The 16,012-nt window shown below is 67.7% G+C and carries 20 protein-coding genes; 6 read left to right on the top strand and 14 right to left on the bottom strand.

What is annotated here, in order from left to right; genetic code table 11:
• Positions 1-16: 16 nt before the first annotated feature.
• Positions 17-322, bottom strand: coding sequence for a preprotein translocase subunit YajC (gene yajC / locus AC07NF_RS20420; RefSeq protein WP_454715204.1), 306 nt, complete (start codon positions 320-322; stop codon positions 17-19).
• Between the two features lie 119 nt (positions 323-441).
• Between yajC and AC07NF_RS20415 the strand changes: the two genes are divergently transcribed.
• The 3 genes from AC07NF_RS20415 to AC07NF_RS20405 are packed head-to-tail and all read left to right on the top strand — an operon-like array spanning position 442 to position 2,382.
• Positions 442-1,281 (top strand): ATP-binding protein, encoded by an 840-nt coding sequence (locus AC07NF_RS20415; protein WP_494630503.1) that lies wholly within the window; start codon positions 442-444, stop codon positions 1,279-1,281.
• Between the two features lie 50 nt (positions 1,282-1,331).
• On the top strand, positions 1,332-1,913 hold the full coding sequence (locus AC07NF_RS20410) for a helix-turn-helix domain-containing protein (RefSeq protein ID WP_494630501.1): 582 nt from the start codon (positions 1,332-1,334) through the stop codon (positions 1,911-1,913).
• A 4-nt stretch (positions 1,914-1,917) separates the two neighbouring features.
• Positions 1,918-2,382 carry a GNAT family N-acetyltransferase gene (locus tag AC07NF_RS20405; protein WP_494630499.1) on the top strand — a complete coding sequence of 155 codons (465 nt, stop codon included), beginning with the start codon at positions 1,918-1,920 and terminating at the stop codon, positions 2,380-2,382.
• A 40-nt stretch (positions 2,383-2,422) separates the two neighbouring features.
• Here AC07NF_RS20405 and dipM read toward each other — a convergent pair whose 3' ends face one another.
• The 4 genes from dipM to serS all read right to left on the bottom strand — a co-directional run bounded on the left by dipM (position 2,423) and on the right by serS (position 7,123).
• On the bottom strand, positions 2,423-4,279 hold the full coding sequence (gene dipM, locus AC07NF_RS20400) for a cell division endopeptidase DipM (RefSeq protein ID WP_494630497.1): 1,857 nt from the start codon (positions 4,277-4,279) through the stop codon (positions 2,423-2,425).
• Between the two features lie 92 nt (positions 4,280-4,371).
• Complete coding sequence (locus tag AC07NF_RS20395; protein WP_291870469.1) at positions 4,372-5,040, bottom strand: protein-L-isoaspartate(D-aspartate) O-methyltransferase; 669 nt, start codon at positions 5,038-5,040, stop codon at positions 4,372-4,374.
• Entirely contained in the window at positions 5,037-5,831 is a 795-nt protein-coding gene (gene surE / locus AC07NF_RS20390) for a 5'/3'-nucleotidase SurE (RefSeq protein WP_494630494.1), read from the bottom strand. The genes AC07NF_RS20395 and surE overlap by 4 nt, the downstream gene beginning before the upstream one ends.
• Positions 5,828-7,123, bottom strand: coding sequence for a serine--tRNA ligase (serS, locus tag AC07NF_RS20385; protein WP_494630492.1), 1,296 nt, complete (start codon positions 7,121-7,123; stop codon positions 5,828-5,830). Before serS ends, surE begins: the two co-directional genes overlap by 4 nt.
• Positions 7,124-7,496: 373 nt before the next feature.
• On the opposite strand from serS, the gene AC07NF_RS20380 reads away from it, so the two are divergent.
• Positions 7,497-7,964: a hypothetical protein gene (locus AC07NF_RS20380; RefSeq protein WP_494630489.1), complete on the top strand. Its 468-nt coding sequence runs from the start codon at positions 7,497-7,499 to the stop codon at positions 7,962-7,964.
• Between the two features lie 198 nt (positions 7,965-8,162).
• Here AC07NF_RS20380 and tatC read toward each other — a convergent pair whose 3' ends face one another.
• The 3 genes from tatC to AC07NF_RS20365 all read right to left on the bottom strand — a co-directional run bounded on the left by tatC (position 8,163) and on the right by AC07NF_RS20365 (position 9,984).
• Positions 8,163-9,071 carry a twin-arginine translocase subunit TatC gene (gene tatC / locus AC07NF_RS20375; protein WP_492817441.1) on the bottom strand — a complete coding sequence of 303 codons (909 nt, stop codon included), beginning with the start codon at positions 9,069-9,071 and terminating at the stop codon, positions 8,163-8,165.
• Positions 9,068-9,667, bottom strand: coding sequence for a Sec-independent protein translocase protein TatB (gene tatB / locus AC07NF_RS20370; protein WP_494630483.1), 600 nt, complete (start codon positions 9,665-9,667; stop codon positions 9,068-9,070). The genes tatC and tatB overlap by 4 nt, the downstream gene beginning before the upstream one ends.
• Positions 9,668-9,756: 89 nt before the next feature.
• A complete protein-coding gene (locus tag AC07NF_RS20365; protein WP_291870457.1) occupies positions 9,757-9,984 on the bottom strand; it encodes a twin-arginine translocase TatA/TatE family subunit in 228 nt (75 codons plus the stop codon).
• 273 nt (positions 9,985-10,257) lie between these two features.
• On the opposite strand from AC07NF_RS20365, the gene AC07NF_RS20360 reads away from it, so the two are divergent.
• A complete protein-coding gene (locus AC07NF_RS20360) occupies positions 10,258-10,572 on the top strand; it encodes a hypothetical protein (protein WP_492817437.1) in 315 nt (104 codons plus the stop codon).
• Here the strand turns inward: AC07NF_RS20360 and scpB are convergent.
• From scpB to AC07NF_RS20335, 5 genes are all read right to left on the bottom strand, one after another.
• Complete coding sequence (scpB, locus tag AC07NF_RS20355; protein ID WP_494630473.1) at positions 10,569-11,240, bottom strand: SMC-Scp complex subunit ScpB; 672 nt, start codon at positions 11,238-11,240, stop codon at positions 10,569-10,571. The genes AC07NF_RS20360 and scpB overlap by 4 nt on opposite strands.
• Entirely contained in the window at positions 11,237-12,061 is an 825-nt protein-coding gene (locus AC07NF_RS20350) for a segregation and condensation protein A (RefSeq protein WP_494630471.1), read from the bottom strand. Before AC07NF_RS20350 ends, scpB begins: the two co-directional genes overlap by 4 nt.
• Entirely contained in the window at positions 12,058-13,098 is a 1,041-nt protein-coding gene (gene nagZ, locus AC07NF_RS20345; RefSeq protein ID WP_494630467.1) for a beta-N-acetylhexosaminidase, read from the bottom strand. The genes AC07NF_RS20350 and nagZ overlap by 4 nt, the downstream gene beginning before the upstream one ends.
• On the bottom strand, positions 13,095-13,904 hold the full coding sequence (gene ftsN, locus AC07NF_RS20340) for a cell division protein FtsN (protein ID WP_494630465.1): 810 nt from the start codon (positions 13,902-13,904) through the stop codon (positions 13,095-13,097). Before ftsN ends, nagZ begins: the two co-directional genes overlap by 4 nt.
• 165 nt (positions 13,905-14,069) lie before the next feature.
• The gene (locus tag AC07NF_RS20335; protein WP_492817427.1) at positions 14,070-15,254 is read right to left on the bottom strand and encodes a deoxyguanosinetriphosphate triphosphohydrolase; all 1,185 of its coding nucleotides are present in this window, start codon (positions 15,252-15,254) and stop codon (positions 14,070-14,072) included.
• An 88-nt stretch (positions 15,255-15,342) separates the two neighbouring features.
• Between AC07NF_RS20335 and erpA the strand changes: the two genes are divergently transcribed.
• Positions 15,343-15,675, top strand: a complete 333-nt coding sequence (erpA, locus tag AC07NF_RS20330) for an iron-sulfur cluster insertion protein ErpA (RefSeq protein WP_492080922.1) — start codon at positions 15,343-15,345, stop codon at positions 15,673-15,675.
• Here the strand turns inward: erpA and AC07NF_RS20325 are convergent.
• Positions 15,672-16,010 carry a hypothetical protein gene (locus AC07NF_RS20325; RefSeq protein WP_494630461.1) on the bottom strand — a complete coding sequence of 113 codons (339 nt, stop codon included), beginning with the start codon at positions 16,008-16,010 and terminating at the stop codon, positions 15,672-15,674. The two genes, erpA and AC07NF_RS20325, sit on opposite strands and share 4 nt — an antisense overlap.
• Positions 16,011-16,012 lie beyond the last annotated feature (2 nt).

Genomic DNA, 16,012 nt, shown 5'->3' with positions numbered 1-16,012 from the left:
AGGGTTTTAAAGCGCCTTAGTTCTTGGCGTCGTTGGCCGCGGCCGGTTCGCCCTTGGCGCGGACCTCGGTGATCATGCCCTTGACGACCTTCACGGTCACGCCGCTGGCGATCTCGACGCCGACTTCCTTGTCTTCGACGCGCATCACCTTGCCGATGATGCCGCTGGACAGCACGACAGTGTCGTTGCGCTTCAGGTTGCCCAGCATGTTCTGGTGCTCTTTGGCGCGCTTCTGCTGCGGACGGATCAGCATGAAGTAGAACAGCACGACCATCAGGAGGATGGGGGCGAGCTGGATGATCTGGGCGTTCAGGTTGTTCATAGGGACTCCGAGAATTCCGTTAGGCGCGCCGCCTTCAGATAGGGTCGCGCCAAGTCGGCGGAAGCTATGCGTTCGCCTCCCCTTTTGCAATGCAAGCGCACCCGGTATGCAGCGTGCCCATGACTGAAGCGTCCACTCCCCTGCTCGCCCGCATCGCCGACGCCCTGGACCGCCTGGCGCCGCCGCCCCCGCCCGCCCCGGATTTCGGAGCCGCGCGCCTCTTCCGGCACGAGCCCCAGAGCGGCGCCTTCGTACCCGCGCCGGACTATCCGCTGTCGCTGGACAGCCTGGTCGGCATCGATCGCCAGAAGACCCGTTTCGTCGAGAATCTGCGCCGCTTCGCCGTGGGCGTGCCCAGCAACCACACCCTGCTGTGGGGCGTGCGCGGCACGGGCAAGAGCTCGGTGACCAAGGCCGCCTTCGTCGCGCTCGCTGACGAATTCGCCGACCTGAAGCTGATCGAGGTCGACCGCGACGAGGTCACCGCCCTGCCGCCGCTGTTCGACCTGCTGCGCGCCCGCTCCGAGCGGTTCGTGGTGCTGTGTGACGACCTCTCGTTCGAGGACGGCGCGGCGGCGGCCAAGGCCCTGAAGTCGGCGCTGGAAGGCGGCGTTTCAGGTCCGCCCGAGAACGTCCTATTCGTCGCCACCTCGAACCGCCGCCACCTGATGCCGCGCGACCACGTCGAGCGCCAGGGCGCCATCGCCGCCGCCGAGAACGCGGAAGAGGAGATGAGCGTCTCGGACCGCTTCGGCCTGTGGATCGGCTTCCCGCCCATGGACCAGGACACCTACCTGGCCGCCATCCGGGGCTATGCCGAGCAGTTCGGCCTACACGCCCAGGACCTGGACCGCCGCGCCCTGCAGTGGTCGACCCAGCGCGGCGCTCGTTCGGGCCGGGTGGCCTGGCAGTTCATCCGCGACCTGGCGGGCGAACTGGGCGTGAAGCTGCCGGCCTAGTTCCAGGTCGGCCCTTGCGTGGCGATCATATGTGAGAATAATTCCCGATTATGGGAATCACATCTGACGCCGTCGAGCCTTCCGACCACGCCCTGGCCGCCCGCCTCGAGGCCCTGCGCCACGAGCGCGGCCTGTCGCTGGACGCCGCCGCCGGCCTGACGGGCCTCAGCCGCGCCACCATCTCACGGATCGAGCGCGGCGAGACCAGTCCGACCGCCAACGCCCTGGGCCGGCTGTGCGGCGCCTATGGCCTGACCATGTCGCGGCTGATGGCGGCGGTCGAGGAGAACGCCCCTCGCCTGCTGCGCGGCGCCCTGGCGCCCCAATGGCGCGATCCCGAGAGCGGTTACCTGCGCACCCTGATCGCCCCGCCCAGTCAGGACTACGCCACCGAGCTGGCCCTGGGCGAGCTGCCGGCCGGAGCCGAGATCCACTATGACGGCCGCCAGGCGCCGGGCCGCGAGCAGTTCTTTTACCTGCTGGAGGGCGCGCTGAGCCTGGACGTCGACGGCGAGACTTACCGCCTCGAACCCGGCGACTGCCTGCGCCACCGGGGCGTCGACGCCGCCCGCATCGGCAATCCCGGCGCGGTCCCGGCCCGCTACCTGATCATCAACAGCACGACGACCTGAGCCCATGACGCAGCTTCGTATCGTTCCCGGCGACTTCGACGACGCGCGGGTTGTCGCCCTGCTGGCCAGCCACTTCGCCGCCATGCGCTCGACCGGCCCCGAGGAGAGCTGTCACGTCATGCCGCTGGACGCCATGCGCGAGGCGGGTCTGGACTTCTTCGCCGCCTGGGACGGCGAGACCCTGGCCGGCGTCGGGGCGATCAAGCGGCTGGACGCCGAGCATGGCGAGATCAAGTCGATGCACACGGCCGCCGCCTATCGCCGTCGCGGCGTGGGCCAGGCGACGCTGGATCACTTGATCGCCCATGCGGCCGCCCTGGGCCTGTCGCGCCTGAGCCTCGAGACCGGGGCCGGCGACTTCTTTGTCCCCGCCCGGGCCATGTACGCCCGCAACGGCTTCGCCGATTGCGAGCCGTTCGGCGACTACAAGCCCGACCCGAACAGCGCCTTCATGACCCGCCAGCTCTAAAACAAAACGGCCCGCCTCTTTCGAAGCGGGCCGTTTGTTTTTAGCGCGGCAGGACCAAGGCCGGATCGACCGGCTTGGCCTTGTCCTTGGGCGTGGGCGCGTAGCGCATCTCGAAGTGCAGCTTGGGCTCGTTGGTCCCGCCAGTAGCGCCGACGGCGCCCAGCTGTTCGCCCTGACGCACGTCCTGCTGCATCTTCACATTGATGCTGGAGAGGTGGGCGTAGGCCGTGACCCAGCCGTCGGCGTGACGCACCAGCACCAGGTTGCCGTAGCTGGGCACCTGGTTGCCGGCATAGGCCACCTTGCCCTCGGCGGCCGACAGGACCGGCGTGCCCGAGGCGGCGCGGATGTCCAGGCCGTCATTGCGCTGGCCCGTGCTCTTGGCGCCGAAGTCCGAGATGATCTCGCCACGCACCGGCCAGGCGAACTTGCCGCGGCCCGAAGCGATGATCTCGGCCTCGGTCGGGGCGGCGCTGCTCTCGATGATCGGACGGGTCGTCGACGGCGGCGGCGTCACCGGCTGGGCGGCGATCGGCGCGCTGGGGCGCGAATAGGTGTTGCCGCTGGGCTGGTACGGTACCGGGCTGGACGGGGTCGGGACTGGACGCGAGGTGGTCGGCGACTCGACCTTGGCGTAGCTGTTCGACGGCGTCGACGGCGCCGGCTTGGTCACCGTCGTCGTGGTCTTGATCGGGCCCTTGTCCTTGAAGCCGTCGGGCAGGACCAGCTTCTGGCCCTTCTTGACCGAGGCGCTGGTCTTCAGATCGTTCTCGGCCGCCAGTTCCTTGACGCTGACATTGAAGCGCTTGGCGACGCCGGTCAGGGTGTCGCCGCTCTGGGCGACATAGGCCTTGGACGTCGTCGCCGGGCCTTTAATCTTCGCGCCCAGCTTCAGCGGCTTGTCGCTGTCCAGGTCGTTGGCGTCGGCCAACTCCTTGATGCTCATGTCGAACTTGCGGGCGATCGCGGTCAGGGTGTCGCCCGACTTGACCGTGTGGACCTCGCGCGGGCCGGCCACCGAGACGACGGCGCCGGTGACGCTGAGCGTGGTGGTGCTGACCTGGGTGGTCGCCGGCTCTTCGTCGGCGGGCGGGGTGTAGGTCGGGCGCGAGGGCGTGGGACGGGTCGGCGTCGGCGCGGCGGGCTCGGCGCCGGCCAGGCTGGTCGACGAGCCGGGCGTGCCCGGGATCACCGTCGTGGTCTTGATCGGGCCCTTGTCCTTGAAGCCGTCCGGCAGGACCAGCTTCTGGCCCTTCTTGATGGCCGAGCCGGTCTTCAGGTCGTTCTCGTCGGCCAGGGCCGCGGCGGTGACGTTGAAGCGCTTGGCGATGGCGAAGATGGTGTCGCCCGTCTGGACCACATAGGCCTTCTGCTCGCTGGCGGGGCCGGTGATCTTCTGGCCCAGGCGCAGGGTCTGGCCCTTCTTGAAATCATTGTCCTTGGCCAGGTCGTTGACGTTAACGTCAAAGCGCTTGGCGATCGAGGTCAGGGTGTCGCCCGACTTCACCACATGCACCTGCGGCTTGCCCGGCACAGTGACCACCGAACCCGTGACGGTGGTGGTGACGACGGTCTTGGGCGGAACCGGACGGATCACCGGCTGTGGGGCCGGCGCGGGCGGCAGCTCGGTGCGGCTCACCGGCGGGGCCAGGGGCTGGCTCTGGATCGGCTGAGGCGGCGGCAGGCGCTCGCTCTCGGGGGGCGAGGTCGGGACGGGCGCCTCGGCCTGCGGCTGGGCCGGAGCCTGGGTGATCGGGAAGTTCGGCGTCGGACGCGTGGTCGCCGGCGCGGGCGCCTGGCCTTCACGCGCCGGATACTGCGGCGCGTCGGTCGCGCAGGCGGAGAGCGTTCCAGCCGTCAGGGCGATCACCGCCGCTTGCGTCCACAACTGCCTCATAACGTCTCCTTTCCCGCCGGAGCCACCAAAGGGCTTCGTCAGGGTGAATCAACCTTTAACACCGAAGGTCGCGGATGCCGCGACCTCCAAACTCACTGATCCTTGGCGACGCCCGCCAGCAGCGGCACGAAGCGCACGTCGCACAGGATCTCTACCCGGAAGCCCCCCTTGCCGTCGCCGGCGTAGCGGCGAAGGCTCTGCACAGGCCCCTTCCCGACCGGCGCGACCAGCACGCCGTTGGGCTTCAGCTGCGAAAGCAGCCGCTTGGGATCATCTTCGGCCGCAGCCGTGACCATAATACGGTCGAACGGCGCCTGTTCGGCCCAACCTTCACCACCGTCCCCGAATTTGGTGATGACATTGGTCAGGCCCAGGGTGTTGAAGCGGCTCTCGGCCTCCTTCATCAGGGTCCGGTAGCGCTCGATCGTATAGACGAGGCGCGAGACCTTGCTGAGGATGGTGGTCTGGTAGCCCGACCCCGTGCCGATCTCCAGCACGCGCGAGCGCGGCTCGACCGTCAGGGCCTGGGTCATCAGGCCGACGATATAGGGCTGGCTGATGGTCTGGCCGCAGGCGATCGGCAGGGCCGAGTCCTCCCACGAGCGGTCCTTGAAGAGGTCCGGCGTGAACAGGTCGCGCGGCGTGGTCTCGATGGCCTTCAGCACCTGCTGATCGGTCACCCCCTGGTCGCGCAGAGCCTGCATCAGGCGCGGCAGGTCGGCCTTGGCGTTCTCGGCGGCCTTGGTCGTCCTTCCGCTCATTCGCTCACCTTGAGCTTTGGCGGAGCGCCGCCCAGGACGCTCTTCAGCTTGTGAACGCTTTCGTGGTGCGTCAGGTCGATGTGCAGCGGCGTGACCGAGATGCGCCCCTCGTAGATGGCGCGCAGATCGGTGCCCTCCACCGGCTGCGAAGCCTTGGCCGAGAAGCCCATCCAGTAGTAGTCGCGGCCGCGCAGGTCGGTGCGCTTTTCCATGTTGCGCAGCAGACCGTCGCGGAAGCCCTGGCGGGTCACCTCGACCGCCGTGACCTCTTCGATCGGCAGGGCCGGGAAGTTGACGTTCATGACCACGTCGCTCGGCCAGCCCACCTCCAGCAGGCGCTGGACGATGCCGGGGCCGAAGTGCTCGGCAGTCTCCCAGTGGGCGACAACCTCGTCGTGGAAGAAGGTCATGGTCTGCGACAGGGCGATCGAGCGGATCCCGTGGGCCATGCCCTCGATCGCGCCGGCCACCGTGCCCGACAGGGTGACGTCCTCGGCCAGGTTCTGACCGCGGTTGACGCCCGACAAAACGAGATCCGGCGCGGGGCCGTCGATCAACTGCTGCACGGCCATCATCACGCAGTCGGTCGGCGTGCCTTCGACGGCGAAGCGGCGGTCGTCCAGCTTGCGCACGCGGATCGGGTCCGACAGGGTTAGGGCCCGGCTGGCGCCCGACTGCTCGTATTCCGGCGCGCAGATCCAGACATCGTCGCTCAGGGCGCGAGCGATCGTCTCCAGGGCCTTCAGGCCCGGCGCGTTGATGCCGTCGTCGTTGGTGAGGAGGATCCTCACGCATCGCCTCCGATGTGGGTGACCCCGCCCATATAGGGCTGCAGCACGGCCGGGATGTGGATGCGGCCGGCCTCGTCCTGATAGTTCTCCAGCACGGCCACCAGGGTGCGGCCGACGGCCAGGCCCGAGCCGTTCAGGGTGTGCACGAAGTGGCCGCCCTTCTCGCCAGTCTTGCGGTAGCGGGCGTCCATGCGGCGGGCCTGGAAGTCGCCGCAGTTCGAGCACGAGCTGATCTCGCGGTACATGTCCTGCGACGGCAGCCAGACTTCCAGGTCGTAGGTCTTCTTGGCGCCGAAGCCCATGTCGCCGGTGCACAGCAGCATGGTGCGGAACGGCAGCTCCAGCTTCTTCAGCACGGTCTCGGCGCATTCGACCATGCGCTGGTGCTCGGCTTCCGACTGGTCGGGCGTGGTGATCGAAACGAGCTCGACCTTGTAGAACTGGTGCTGGCGGATCATGCCGCGCGTGTCGCGGCCGGCCGAACCGGCCTCGGCGCGGAAGCTGGGCGTCAGGGCCGTCAGGCGCATCGGCAGCTCTTCCTCGGCCACCAGCTGCTCGCGGACGATGTTGGTCAGCGAGACTTCGGCGGTCGGGATCAGCCAGCGGTCGTCTTCGGTGTGGAACAGATCGTCGGCGAACTTGGGCAGCTGGCCGGTGCCAAACAGCGCCTCGCTCTTCACCAGCAGCGGCGGGCTGATCTCGGTGTAGCCGTGCTCGACGGTCTGGACGTCCAGCATGAACTGGCCGATGGCGCGTTCCAGGCGGGCGATCTGGCTTTTCAGGACCACGAAGCGCGCGCCGCTCATGCGGGCGGCGGCCTCGAAGTCCATGCCGCCCAGGGCGTGGCCCAGGTCGACGTGATCCTTGGGGGCGTTCAGCTTGCCGGCCGGCAGGGCCTTGGCGTCGCCCCACACGCGCTGCTCGACGTTACCGCTCTCATCCTCGCCCACGGGAACTTCCGAGGCCGGGACGTTGGGCAGCGAGGCCAGCAGCTCCTTCAGCTTGCCGCCGACGATGGCTTCCTCTTCGGCGGCGGTCGCCATGACGCCCTTCAGCGCCTCGACCTCGGCCATCAGGCGCGAAGCTTCCGCCTCGTCCTTCTTGGCCTTGGCCATGCCGATCAGCTTGGAGCTCTCGTTGCGCTTGGCTTGAGCTTCCTGCAGGGCGGTCTGGGCCGCGCGCAGCTGGGCGTCGAGTTTCACGGCCTCGGCGGCCGCGCCCGACCGGCCCTTGCCCGACCAATGCAGGTCGAACGCTTCGGGATTGTCGCGGATGGCCTTGATGTCGTGCATCGAACGCTAGCTCAGAAGAGGCAGGAGAAACGCCCTCTCTAAGGCGCGTCGGCGGGGGCGCCAAGCTTTCCGGGCGGCCTGCCCGGCTCTCAACGGCTTCGTGATCCGGCGCGACGGCGGCGAAACCTGGGCGTCATTGCGCGAAAACCCGATTTCGGGACACGTGCGACCGCATGACGCAGGCCTAAAAAGCCGTTCTTTCCCTGTTTTCGCGCCGATCCGCACGAACCATCCAACTGTTAACGGAAATTAGCCGCGCTTTGTCATGACGGCTTAATCCCGATGCCCGAAAAGCCGCGCCAAGTTCAGTACGCGTCCTTTTTCAGCGGCCCTCCCCGGCCCTCCCGATCATTCATTAGGAACAAGAAACACCATGAAGACGTTCGCCGCTTTCGCCGCCCTCGCCATCGCCGCCGCCATCGCCGCCCCGGCCGGCGCCAAGACCGCCGCCGCTGAAGTCCGCGTCTCGATCGCCGGCAAGAACTCGGTCCAGATCGAAAACGACATCAAGGCCGCCGCCGCCGCCGTCTGCGCCGACAGCTCGAAGCTGAACGCCCAGGACTGCATCGAAGGCGCCACCACCAGCGCTCACCGCCAGCTGGCCTCGCTGCTGCGCGCTCGCGACTCGGGCAAGGCCTTCGCCAACGAAACCGTTTCGGTCGTCCGCATCTCGCTGAAGGGCAAGACCCGCGACCAGATCCACTCGGAAATCCGCGCCGCCGCGGCCACGGTCTGCAAGGCCCAGCCGAACTTCAGCGTCGTGAGCTACCAGGCCTGCGTGACCGACACCGTCCGCGCCGCCAAGGCCCAACTGCAGGCGCGCATGGGCGCCGCCGCCTAAGTTTTCACTCGCTTATCTGAGTGGAATACGGAGGGCTCCGCGGCTCAGTCGCGGGGCCCTCTTCGCGTCTATGCCCCTCCCCTTGATGGGGAGGGGTTGGGGTGGGGTGACCACGGCGGCGGACGCCAGGCGCCGAGGCCAGCTCAGCAGTCACCCCCATCCCGACCTTTCCCCATCAAGGGGGAAGGAGAAGAACCCCTAGACCGACACGATATCCGTGCCGGCTTCTTCGTCGTCTTCCCGCTTGCGGCGGCGTTCGATCAGCCACACGCACCAGATCGAGATCTCGTAGAGCAGGCACAGCGGCACGGCCAAGGTGATCTGGCTGATCGGGTCCGGCGGGGTGACGACGGCGGCCACGACGAAGACCGCGACGATGGCGTAGCGACGCCCGGTGCGCAGCATCTGCGAGGTCACTAAACCCGCCAGGCCGCCCAGCGACAGCACCACCGGCAGCTGGAAGCTGAGGCCGAAGGCCAGCAGCAGGGTCGTGACCAGGGTCAGATATTCCGACACCCGCGTCTGCAGCACCACCTTCACGCCGTCGCCGACGATCTGCTGGCTCAGCGAGAACCACAGCACGAACGGCAGCATCACGTAATAGACCAGCGACGCGCCCATCAGGAACAGCACCGGCGAGGCGATCAGGAACGGTAGGAACGCGTTGCGCTCCTTCTTGTACAGACCCGGCGCGACGAAGCGGTACAGCTGCCAGGCGATGATCGGGAAGGCGATGATGATCGCGCCGAACGCCGCCAGCTTGATGTTGGTGAAGAACTGCTCCAGCGGCGCGGTGGCCTGCAGGGTGATTTGGGCCAGCGAGGCGGCCGGGACCTTCTTCACGCCGATCAGCGCCAGGATCAGATCGAACGAGCCGTGATGGCCGCCGGCGTCCTGCACGGCCTTCAGGCCCTCGGCCACCGTGAACGGGCGGACCAGGAACAGGAAGATCGGTTTGACGAACGCAAAGCAGATCCCGAACGCCACGGCGATGGCGCCGACGCAGATGATCAGGCGGGTGCGCAGCTCGACCAGATGGTCCAGCAGCGGGGCGCGCGAGGACTCGATCTCGTCCTCGGTGTCGTATCCGATGGCTTTATCGTTCACGAGACGATGTCCGAAGCGGTCGAGCCGCCGGCCTTGGCGGCGCGCTTACGCGGCGCGCGGACGGCCTTCGGGGCTTCGACGGTAATGTCTTTCTTGGTCGCGGCGGCGGCCTTCTTGCGCGGCGCGGCCTTGGCGGGCTCGACCACGGCCGGCTCGGCAGCGGCCACAGCCTTCTTGCGCGGCGCGCGCTTGGGCTTCTCGACAATCTCCACGCCGGGCTCGGCCGGTGGGAGGATCGCGTTGTCGGTGGTCAGGGCCGGATTGTGGATCTCGCCCCCGGCATAAGGATGCATTTGCGTCGCGCCGCTGGACAGCGAGGCGTCGATGTCGGCGAAGACCTGGTCGACGCCGGTGTCCTGCACGGGATTGGTGAACTGGCCGGCGCGCATGGCCTGCACTTCGCGGCGCAGCTCGTCCAGTTCGGACTGGCGCGCCATCTCGTCGAAGCTGGCTCGGAATTCCGAAGCCATGCCACGCATGCGCCCGACGAACTGGCCGAGCTTGCGCAGGAGAACGGGCAAATCCTTGGGACCGACCACGATCAGGGCGACGGCGGCGATGACAAGGAGTTCAGTGCCGCCGATATCAGGTAGCATGGACGCGCCTTAGAACGGCGGAGCGTTACTGCCCCCCGCGTGGTTGGATCGTCGCGCGCGAAGAGCCCCTCCCCGCGCGCCCTAAAGCCTTACGACTTGCGAAGCTCTTCGGCTTCCTGCTCGGTGCGCGGCAGCGCGCCCTTGGCCTTGTTGTCAGCCACTTCGCTGCTCGTGTCGTCGTCCTTCAGGCCTTCCTTGAACGCCTTAATGCCCTTGGCCGCATCGCCCATGATGCCCGACAGCTTGCCGCGGCCGCCGAACAGCAGCAGCACCACAATGGCGACGATGATCCAGTGGATAGGACCGAAACTTCCCATAACCGAGACTCCTTGCGACAAGCGCCCTGTAGCCGCTGTGACGCGTCGTTACAACATGCCGGACAATATAGGCGCTCGCGGGGCCGCCGACCATCGTTCACCCTGCGGGCGAGACGTCGCGGGAGCCTCGGCAAGTTCTGCTCGGTCAAGTTGACCGCCTGGCGAAGCTTTCACCGAACCCTTACGCCACAAGCCGTTGAAAAGCATAGCTAAGCGCAACTGGCGCGGTTCTTGCCAGAATGTCGCACCCATTGTGTCCGGGAGCGCGTTCGCATGTCGATTTCCTCGATCGGTTCTTTCTCCCCCTACGCCGGGGTCTCTCCCGGCCTGAGCACCTCGTCCAACGCGCCGGTCGGCGAGCCGTCGGCCCGCGACGAGTTCCTGAAGTTCCAGAAGATGACGCCCGCCGAGAAGATGCGGGCCATGATGCTGGCCAAGCTGGGCGTGACCGAGGAAGAGCTCAAGGCCATGAAGCCGGAAGAGCGCAAGAAGGTTGAAGACAAGCTCAAGGAAATGATCAAGCAGGAGGTCGAGCAGGACCCCAACCGCAAGGATCAGAAGGGCCTGGTGGCGAACATCTTCGCCTAGTCCGCCTTTTCAGGCTCGCCCAGGAAGTCCTGGGCGAACTCCGGCTGTTCGCCGTCGTCCAGGTCCAGCGGATCCTCGTCTTCGTTCGGGCGCAGACCCAGCGGATCGGGCACCGAGAAGCCCGGCGGCAGGTTCATTTCCAAGAGGCCCGCGGCCTTCATCTCGGCAATGCCCGGCAGGTCACCCAGATTGGCCAGGCCGTAGTGCTCCAGGAACGCGTCCGTCGTCCCGAACGTCACCGGCCGGCCTGGCGTGCGGCGACGACCGCGCATGCGGATCAGCCCCAGCTCCAGCAGGACGTCGATCGTGCCCCGGCTGGCCTGGACGCCGCGCACGGCCTCGATCTCGGCCCGAGTCACCGGCTGGTGGTAGGCGACGATGGCCAGGGTTTCTTGCGCGGCCTTGGACAGGCGGCGCGGCTCCTCGCGCTCTTCCGTCATCAGGAACGACAGGTCTTGGGCCGTCTGAAAACGCCAGCGCCCGGCCACCTCGACCAGTTCGATCCCCCTGCCCTCATAGCGCGCCCGCAGGCCCGCCAGGCCGGCGGCGATGTCCGCCCCTTCCGGCAGGCGCTTGGCCAGGTCGACGTCGCTGAGCGGCTCGGCCGCCGCGAACAGCAGGGCCTCGATGCAGCGCTCGACGAAGAGAGGTTCCAACTCGACGGTCATTCGATGACCTCTAGCGGCTCCGCTCTCGTCCGCAAGTAGATGTCCTTGAAGTGTTCCAGCTGGCGGGCCTCCAGGATGCCTTCCTTCACCAGCTCCAGCGAGGCCGACAGGGTCGAGGCCAGGTAAGAGGCGGGCGTTGGGCCGTCATCGTCCTCCAGCGCCTTCTCGATCGGGGCGATGGTGGAAAGGACCGTCCAGTCCTTCATCTTCGGCAGCAGGCTGCGCAGGCGGTCGCGGGCGTCTTCCAGCGGATAGGCCGTGGGCGGGCGCGGCGCGTAGTGGCGGCTGTGCTCGCGCTTGCGCTGCTCGATATAGGCGCTCATCAGGCCGTAAAGGTCGCCCTCCAGCCGGGTCGAGGAGACGATCTTCACCGCTTCCGGATCGCCGCGCATGAAGACGTCCTGCTTGAGGATCGGACGTTCCTTGAGGGCCTCGACGGCCTTGCGCATGACGTCCAGCTTGGCCAGGCGGAAGGCCAGCTGGGCGGCCATTTCCTCGGCGGGCGGCTCCTCGGCCTTGGCGCGTTCGGGCTTGGGCAGCAGCAGGCGGGATTTGAGGTAGGCCAGCCAGGCGGCCATCACCAGATAGTCGGCGGCCAGCGAGAACCGCACGCGGCGCGCCTGCTGCACGAAGGCCAGATATTGCTCAGCCAGCTTGGTGATCGACAGCTGCAGCAGGTCGACCTTCTGACTACGCGCTAGCGCGAGCAGGACGTGCAGCGGGCCTTCGTAGCCGTCGATATCGATGACCAGCGCCGCGCCGTCTTCGGCCGCTTCATCGGCGGCGGCAAAGTCGAAAGTGGGCTGGAAGCCCGTGTTCAAGCGTACTTGCCGTCGAACGCCGCGTCGAAGCGGGCGCGGGCCTCGGCCACGTCGAAGGGCTCGGGAACCTTGACCAGACGGCCCATCACGGCCTGGGCGCGGCGACGAGCTTCCTTGGAGAGCTTGCCGACACCCGACATCACGGCCTTCATCTCGGCCATGTCGCCATTGCAGTGCAGGACGACGTCGCAGCCGGCCGACAGGCTGTCCTTGGCGCGCTGCTTGAAGTCGCCCGACAGGGCCTTCATCGACAGGTCGTCGCTCATCAAGAGGCCGTCGAAGCCGATGGACTCGCGGATGATTTTCTTGATGGCCTTCTTGGACGTCGTGGCCGGGTTCTTGCGGTCGATGGCCGTGTAGACGACGTGGGCCGTCATCGCCATCGGCATGTCGGACAGCACGCGGAACGGCGCGAAGTCGCGCTTGTCCAGCTCGTCCAGCTTGGCCTTCACCACCGGCAGCTCCAGGTGGCTGTCGCTCATGGCGCGGCCGTGGCCGGGGATGTGCTTGATGATCGGCAGGACGCCGCCGGCCAGCAGGCCTTCGGCCGCCGCGCGGCCCAGGGTCGCCACCTGCTCGGGCGTGTCGCCATAGGCGCGGTCGCCGATGATCTCGTGGCCCTTGGGATCGGGCACGTCCAGCACCGGCACGCAGTCGACATTGATGCCGAGGCTCAGCAGGTCATGGGCGATAAGGCGCGAGCCCAGGCGGGTGATCTCACGCGCCGTCAGCGGGTCGTTGGCGACCAGGGCGCCGTAGGCGCGGCCCGGCGGATAGATGCGCCAGTGCGGCGGTTGCAGGCGAGCGACGCGGCCGCCCTCCTGGTCGATCAGGATGGGCGCGTCAGGCCGGCCGACCGTCTCGCGCAGGGCCGCCGTCAGGGCGCGCACCTGGTTGGGATCGGCGATGTTGCGCTTGAACAGGATGAAGCCCCACGGCTTCACGTCCCGGAACAAGGCGACCTCTTCGGCCGTCAGCGTGGTGCCGGCGCAGCCGAGGATGGCGGCGGAAGACGAGGCGCCCATCAGGAGGCTCATTTGACGAAGCAGGACTTGCCCGAGGCCGAGATGGCCTCGCAGAACGCCTTGGCCGCTTCACGCGAGGCAAAGCCCGTGACCGAGGTGCGGTAGAGCGTGGCGCCGTTCTTATCGATCGCCTCGACCTTCTTGCCCTTGCCGGCGGCCAGGCCGGGGGCCAGGCGGGTGGCTTCGGTCCAGGCCTTGTCGGCCAGGGCGGGCGAGGACAGCGCGCCGATCTGCACCGAGGCCGGACCGGAGGCGGTGGCGACAGGCTTGGGAGTCGGCGCCGGGGTCGCGGCGGCGACCTGAGCAGGCTTGGGCGCTGCGGCGACCGGGCGCTGGGCGGCGGCCGTGGCCAGGGACTCGATGGTCGGGGCCGGCTTGGCGGCCGGGGTGGCCGGCTGGGTCACGGTCGGCGCGGGCTTGGCGGCCGGCAGAGCGGCGGTCTGGACCGGCGCGGTGGGCAGCGGCGCGGCCGGACGGGCCTGAGGCGTCTCGGGCGGCGCGGCGAAGGTCGCCGACGGCTGCGGGTCCTCGTTGTGATAGATTTGCAGGCCCGCGGCGGGGTCCTGCGGCTGGCTGCCGGCCGGCGGCGGGGTCTTCATCTGGGCGACCTCGGTCCCCACGGCCTGCGGCGGCTCGTTCGGATTCCGGATGCCGCCGCGATAGATCATCACCACCGCGACGACCAGCGTCACCAGCACCACCGCGCTGATGATCAGGGTCATGGGCAGAGGGCGAGCGCCGCGCACGGGCTGACGCGCGTCGAACGACAGCGGCGCGTCGGTGGGCGGCGTATAGGCCCCGCGGTGCGGATCGGACATTTCAGCTAGGCTCCAAAGTACTCAGGCACGCGGATCGAACGCCTCGAATCAGACGCGCGCGACCCTAGGTTACCCTTCGAGGGCGCGTCTCAGAAGCGTCCGCCCCGCTCAGGTGGCAGACTTCAAGCCGCTCGCGTCCCCGTTCCGAGTCTTGAGCCTTACGGCCTAGTTCCAGACGTCGAGGTGGAACAGCTTGCGATGTTCTTCTATCGCGAAGCGGTCGGTCATGCCCGCGATATAGTCACACACCACGCGAGCTCGGCCGGCTTCGTCGCGGTTCTGCGACTTGGCGAACCAGACGGTCGGCAGGACCTCCGGCTCCCTCAGGAATAGCGTGAACATTTCGCCGAGAATACGGCGAGCCTGGCTGCGGGTGCGGTTGACGCGCCAATGGCGGTACATGCGCTCGTAGAGGAAGGCGCGCAGGCGGGCCAGGTCCTCGGCCATGTCCGGCGAGAAGGCGACCAGCGCGTGGTCCAGGCCGCGGACGTCGTCGGCCGAGCTCACGCCGGTGGCGGCGGCGCGCTGCAGGGTCTCGCCCATCACGTCGTCGATCATCGCGCCGATCATGCGGCGGACGGCTTCCAGGTGGGTCAGGCGCGGGTCGAGGTCGGGACGCTCGCTCTTCACCGCGAACAGGATCGGGCCGATCAGCGGCACGTCCAGCAGTTCGTCCAGGGTGAACAGGCCGGCGGTGACGCCGTCATCGACATCGTGGTTGTTGTAGGCGATGTCGTCGGCCAGGGCCGCGACCTGCGCCTCGGCCGACGCCCAGGTGTTCAGGCCCAGCTCGTACTCGTTGTCGTACTTCTGGATGGCCTTCCAGGACGGCTTGCCCAGCTTGTTGGTGACGGGGCCGTTGTGCTTGATGATCCCTTCCAGGGTCTCCCAGGTCAGGTTCAGGCCCAGATAGTCCGGATAGCGGTGCTCCAGCTCGGTCACGACCCGGAACGTCTGGACGTTGTGGTCGAAGCCGCCGTACTCGCGCATCTGGATTTCGAGCTCATCCTCGCCGGCGTGGCCGAACGGCGGATGGCCCAGGTCGTGGCCCAGGGCGATGGTCTCGGCCAGGTCGCTGTCCAGGCCCAGGGCCGTGGCCAGCGAGCGCGCCACCTGCGCCACTTCCAGCGAATGGGTCAGGCGGGTGCGGAAATTATCGCCCTCGTGCGCCACGAAGACCTGGGTCTTCTCCTTCAGGCGGCGGAAGGCCGAGGTATGGATGATGCGGTCGCGATCGCGCGCGAACGGGGTCCGGGTGCGGCTTTCGTCCTCCTGGAACCGGCGGCCCTTCGATTTGAAGGGATCTTCGGCATAGGGCGCGCGGGGGACGAAGTACGGGGTCGAGGACATGAACCGCCTTTATCGCGTTTGACCATTTGACCTCTTCCGTAGAGGCCGCGTCACCCTCATATAAGCGCAAGGTGACTTTTCCACAGCCATGACCCAGACAGACTTAACGCTTTCCGAAAACGCCGCGCGCCGGATCAAGACCATCGCCGCCAGCGAGGGCCGCCCCTTGATGCTGCGCGTCGCCGTCGACGGCGGCGGCTGCTCGGGCTTCCAGTACCGCTTCGACCTGGTCGACACCGTCGAGGACGATGACCTCAAGGTCGAGCGCGACGACGCCGTGGCCCTGGTCGACGTCGTCTCCCTGGCCCTGCTGAAGGGCTCGGAGATCGACTTCGTCGACGAACTGGCCGGCGCCGAGTTCCGCGTCCGCAACCCGAACGCCAAGACCAGCTGCGGCTGCGGGGTCAGCTTCTCGATCTAGGTCGGGACAAACTGTAAGAGCGTCAACGCCACTGCGCCCCAGGCCAGCGGGGCGGCCATGGCGGCCCAGGACAGGGTCGTCTCGTTCTTGCGCCACAGGATCCAGCCGGCCAGCGGGGCCAGCAGGCACACCACCCAGAACGAGGCGGCGAACACGAAGCCCAGCCAGGCGACCGGATTCATCAGGTTGCCGGAGCGGTCGAAGACCAGCGGCGTGAAGATCGCCAGGATGCCGCCCAACACGGCCAGGCCCAGGCATGCGCCGGTGGCGACGACCATCAGGATGACCTGTCTCTTGTCGATCGTTCGTTTGCCCGACTTGAGCGCATTCGTCATGG

This window comes from Caulobacter sp. GW821-FHT10A06 (assembly GCF_059415805.1).
The sequence above is the reverse complement of the archived record's forward strand: the minus strand, read 5'-3'. Positions and strand labels throughout refer to the sequence as shown.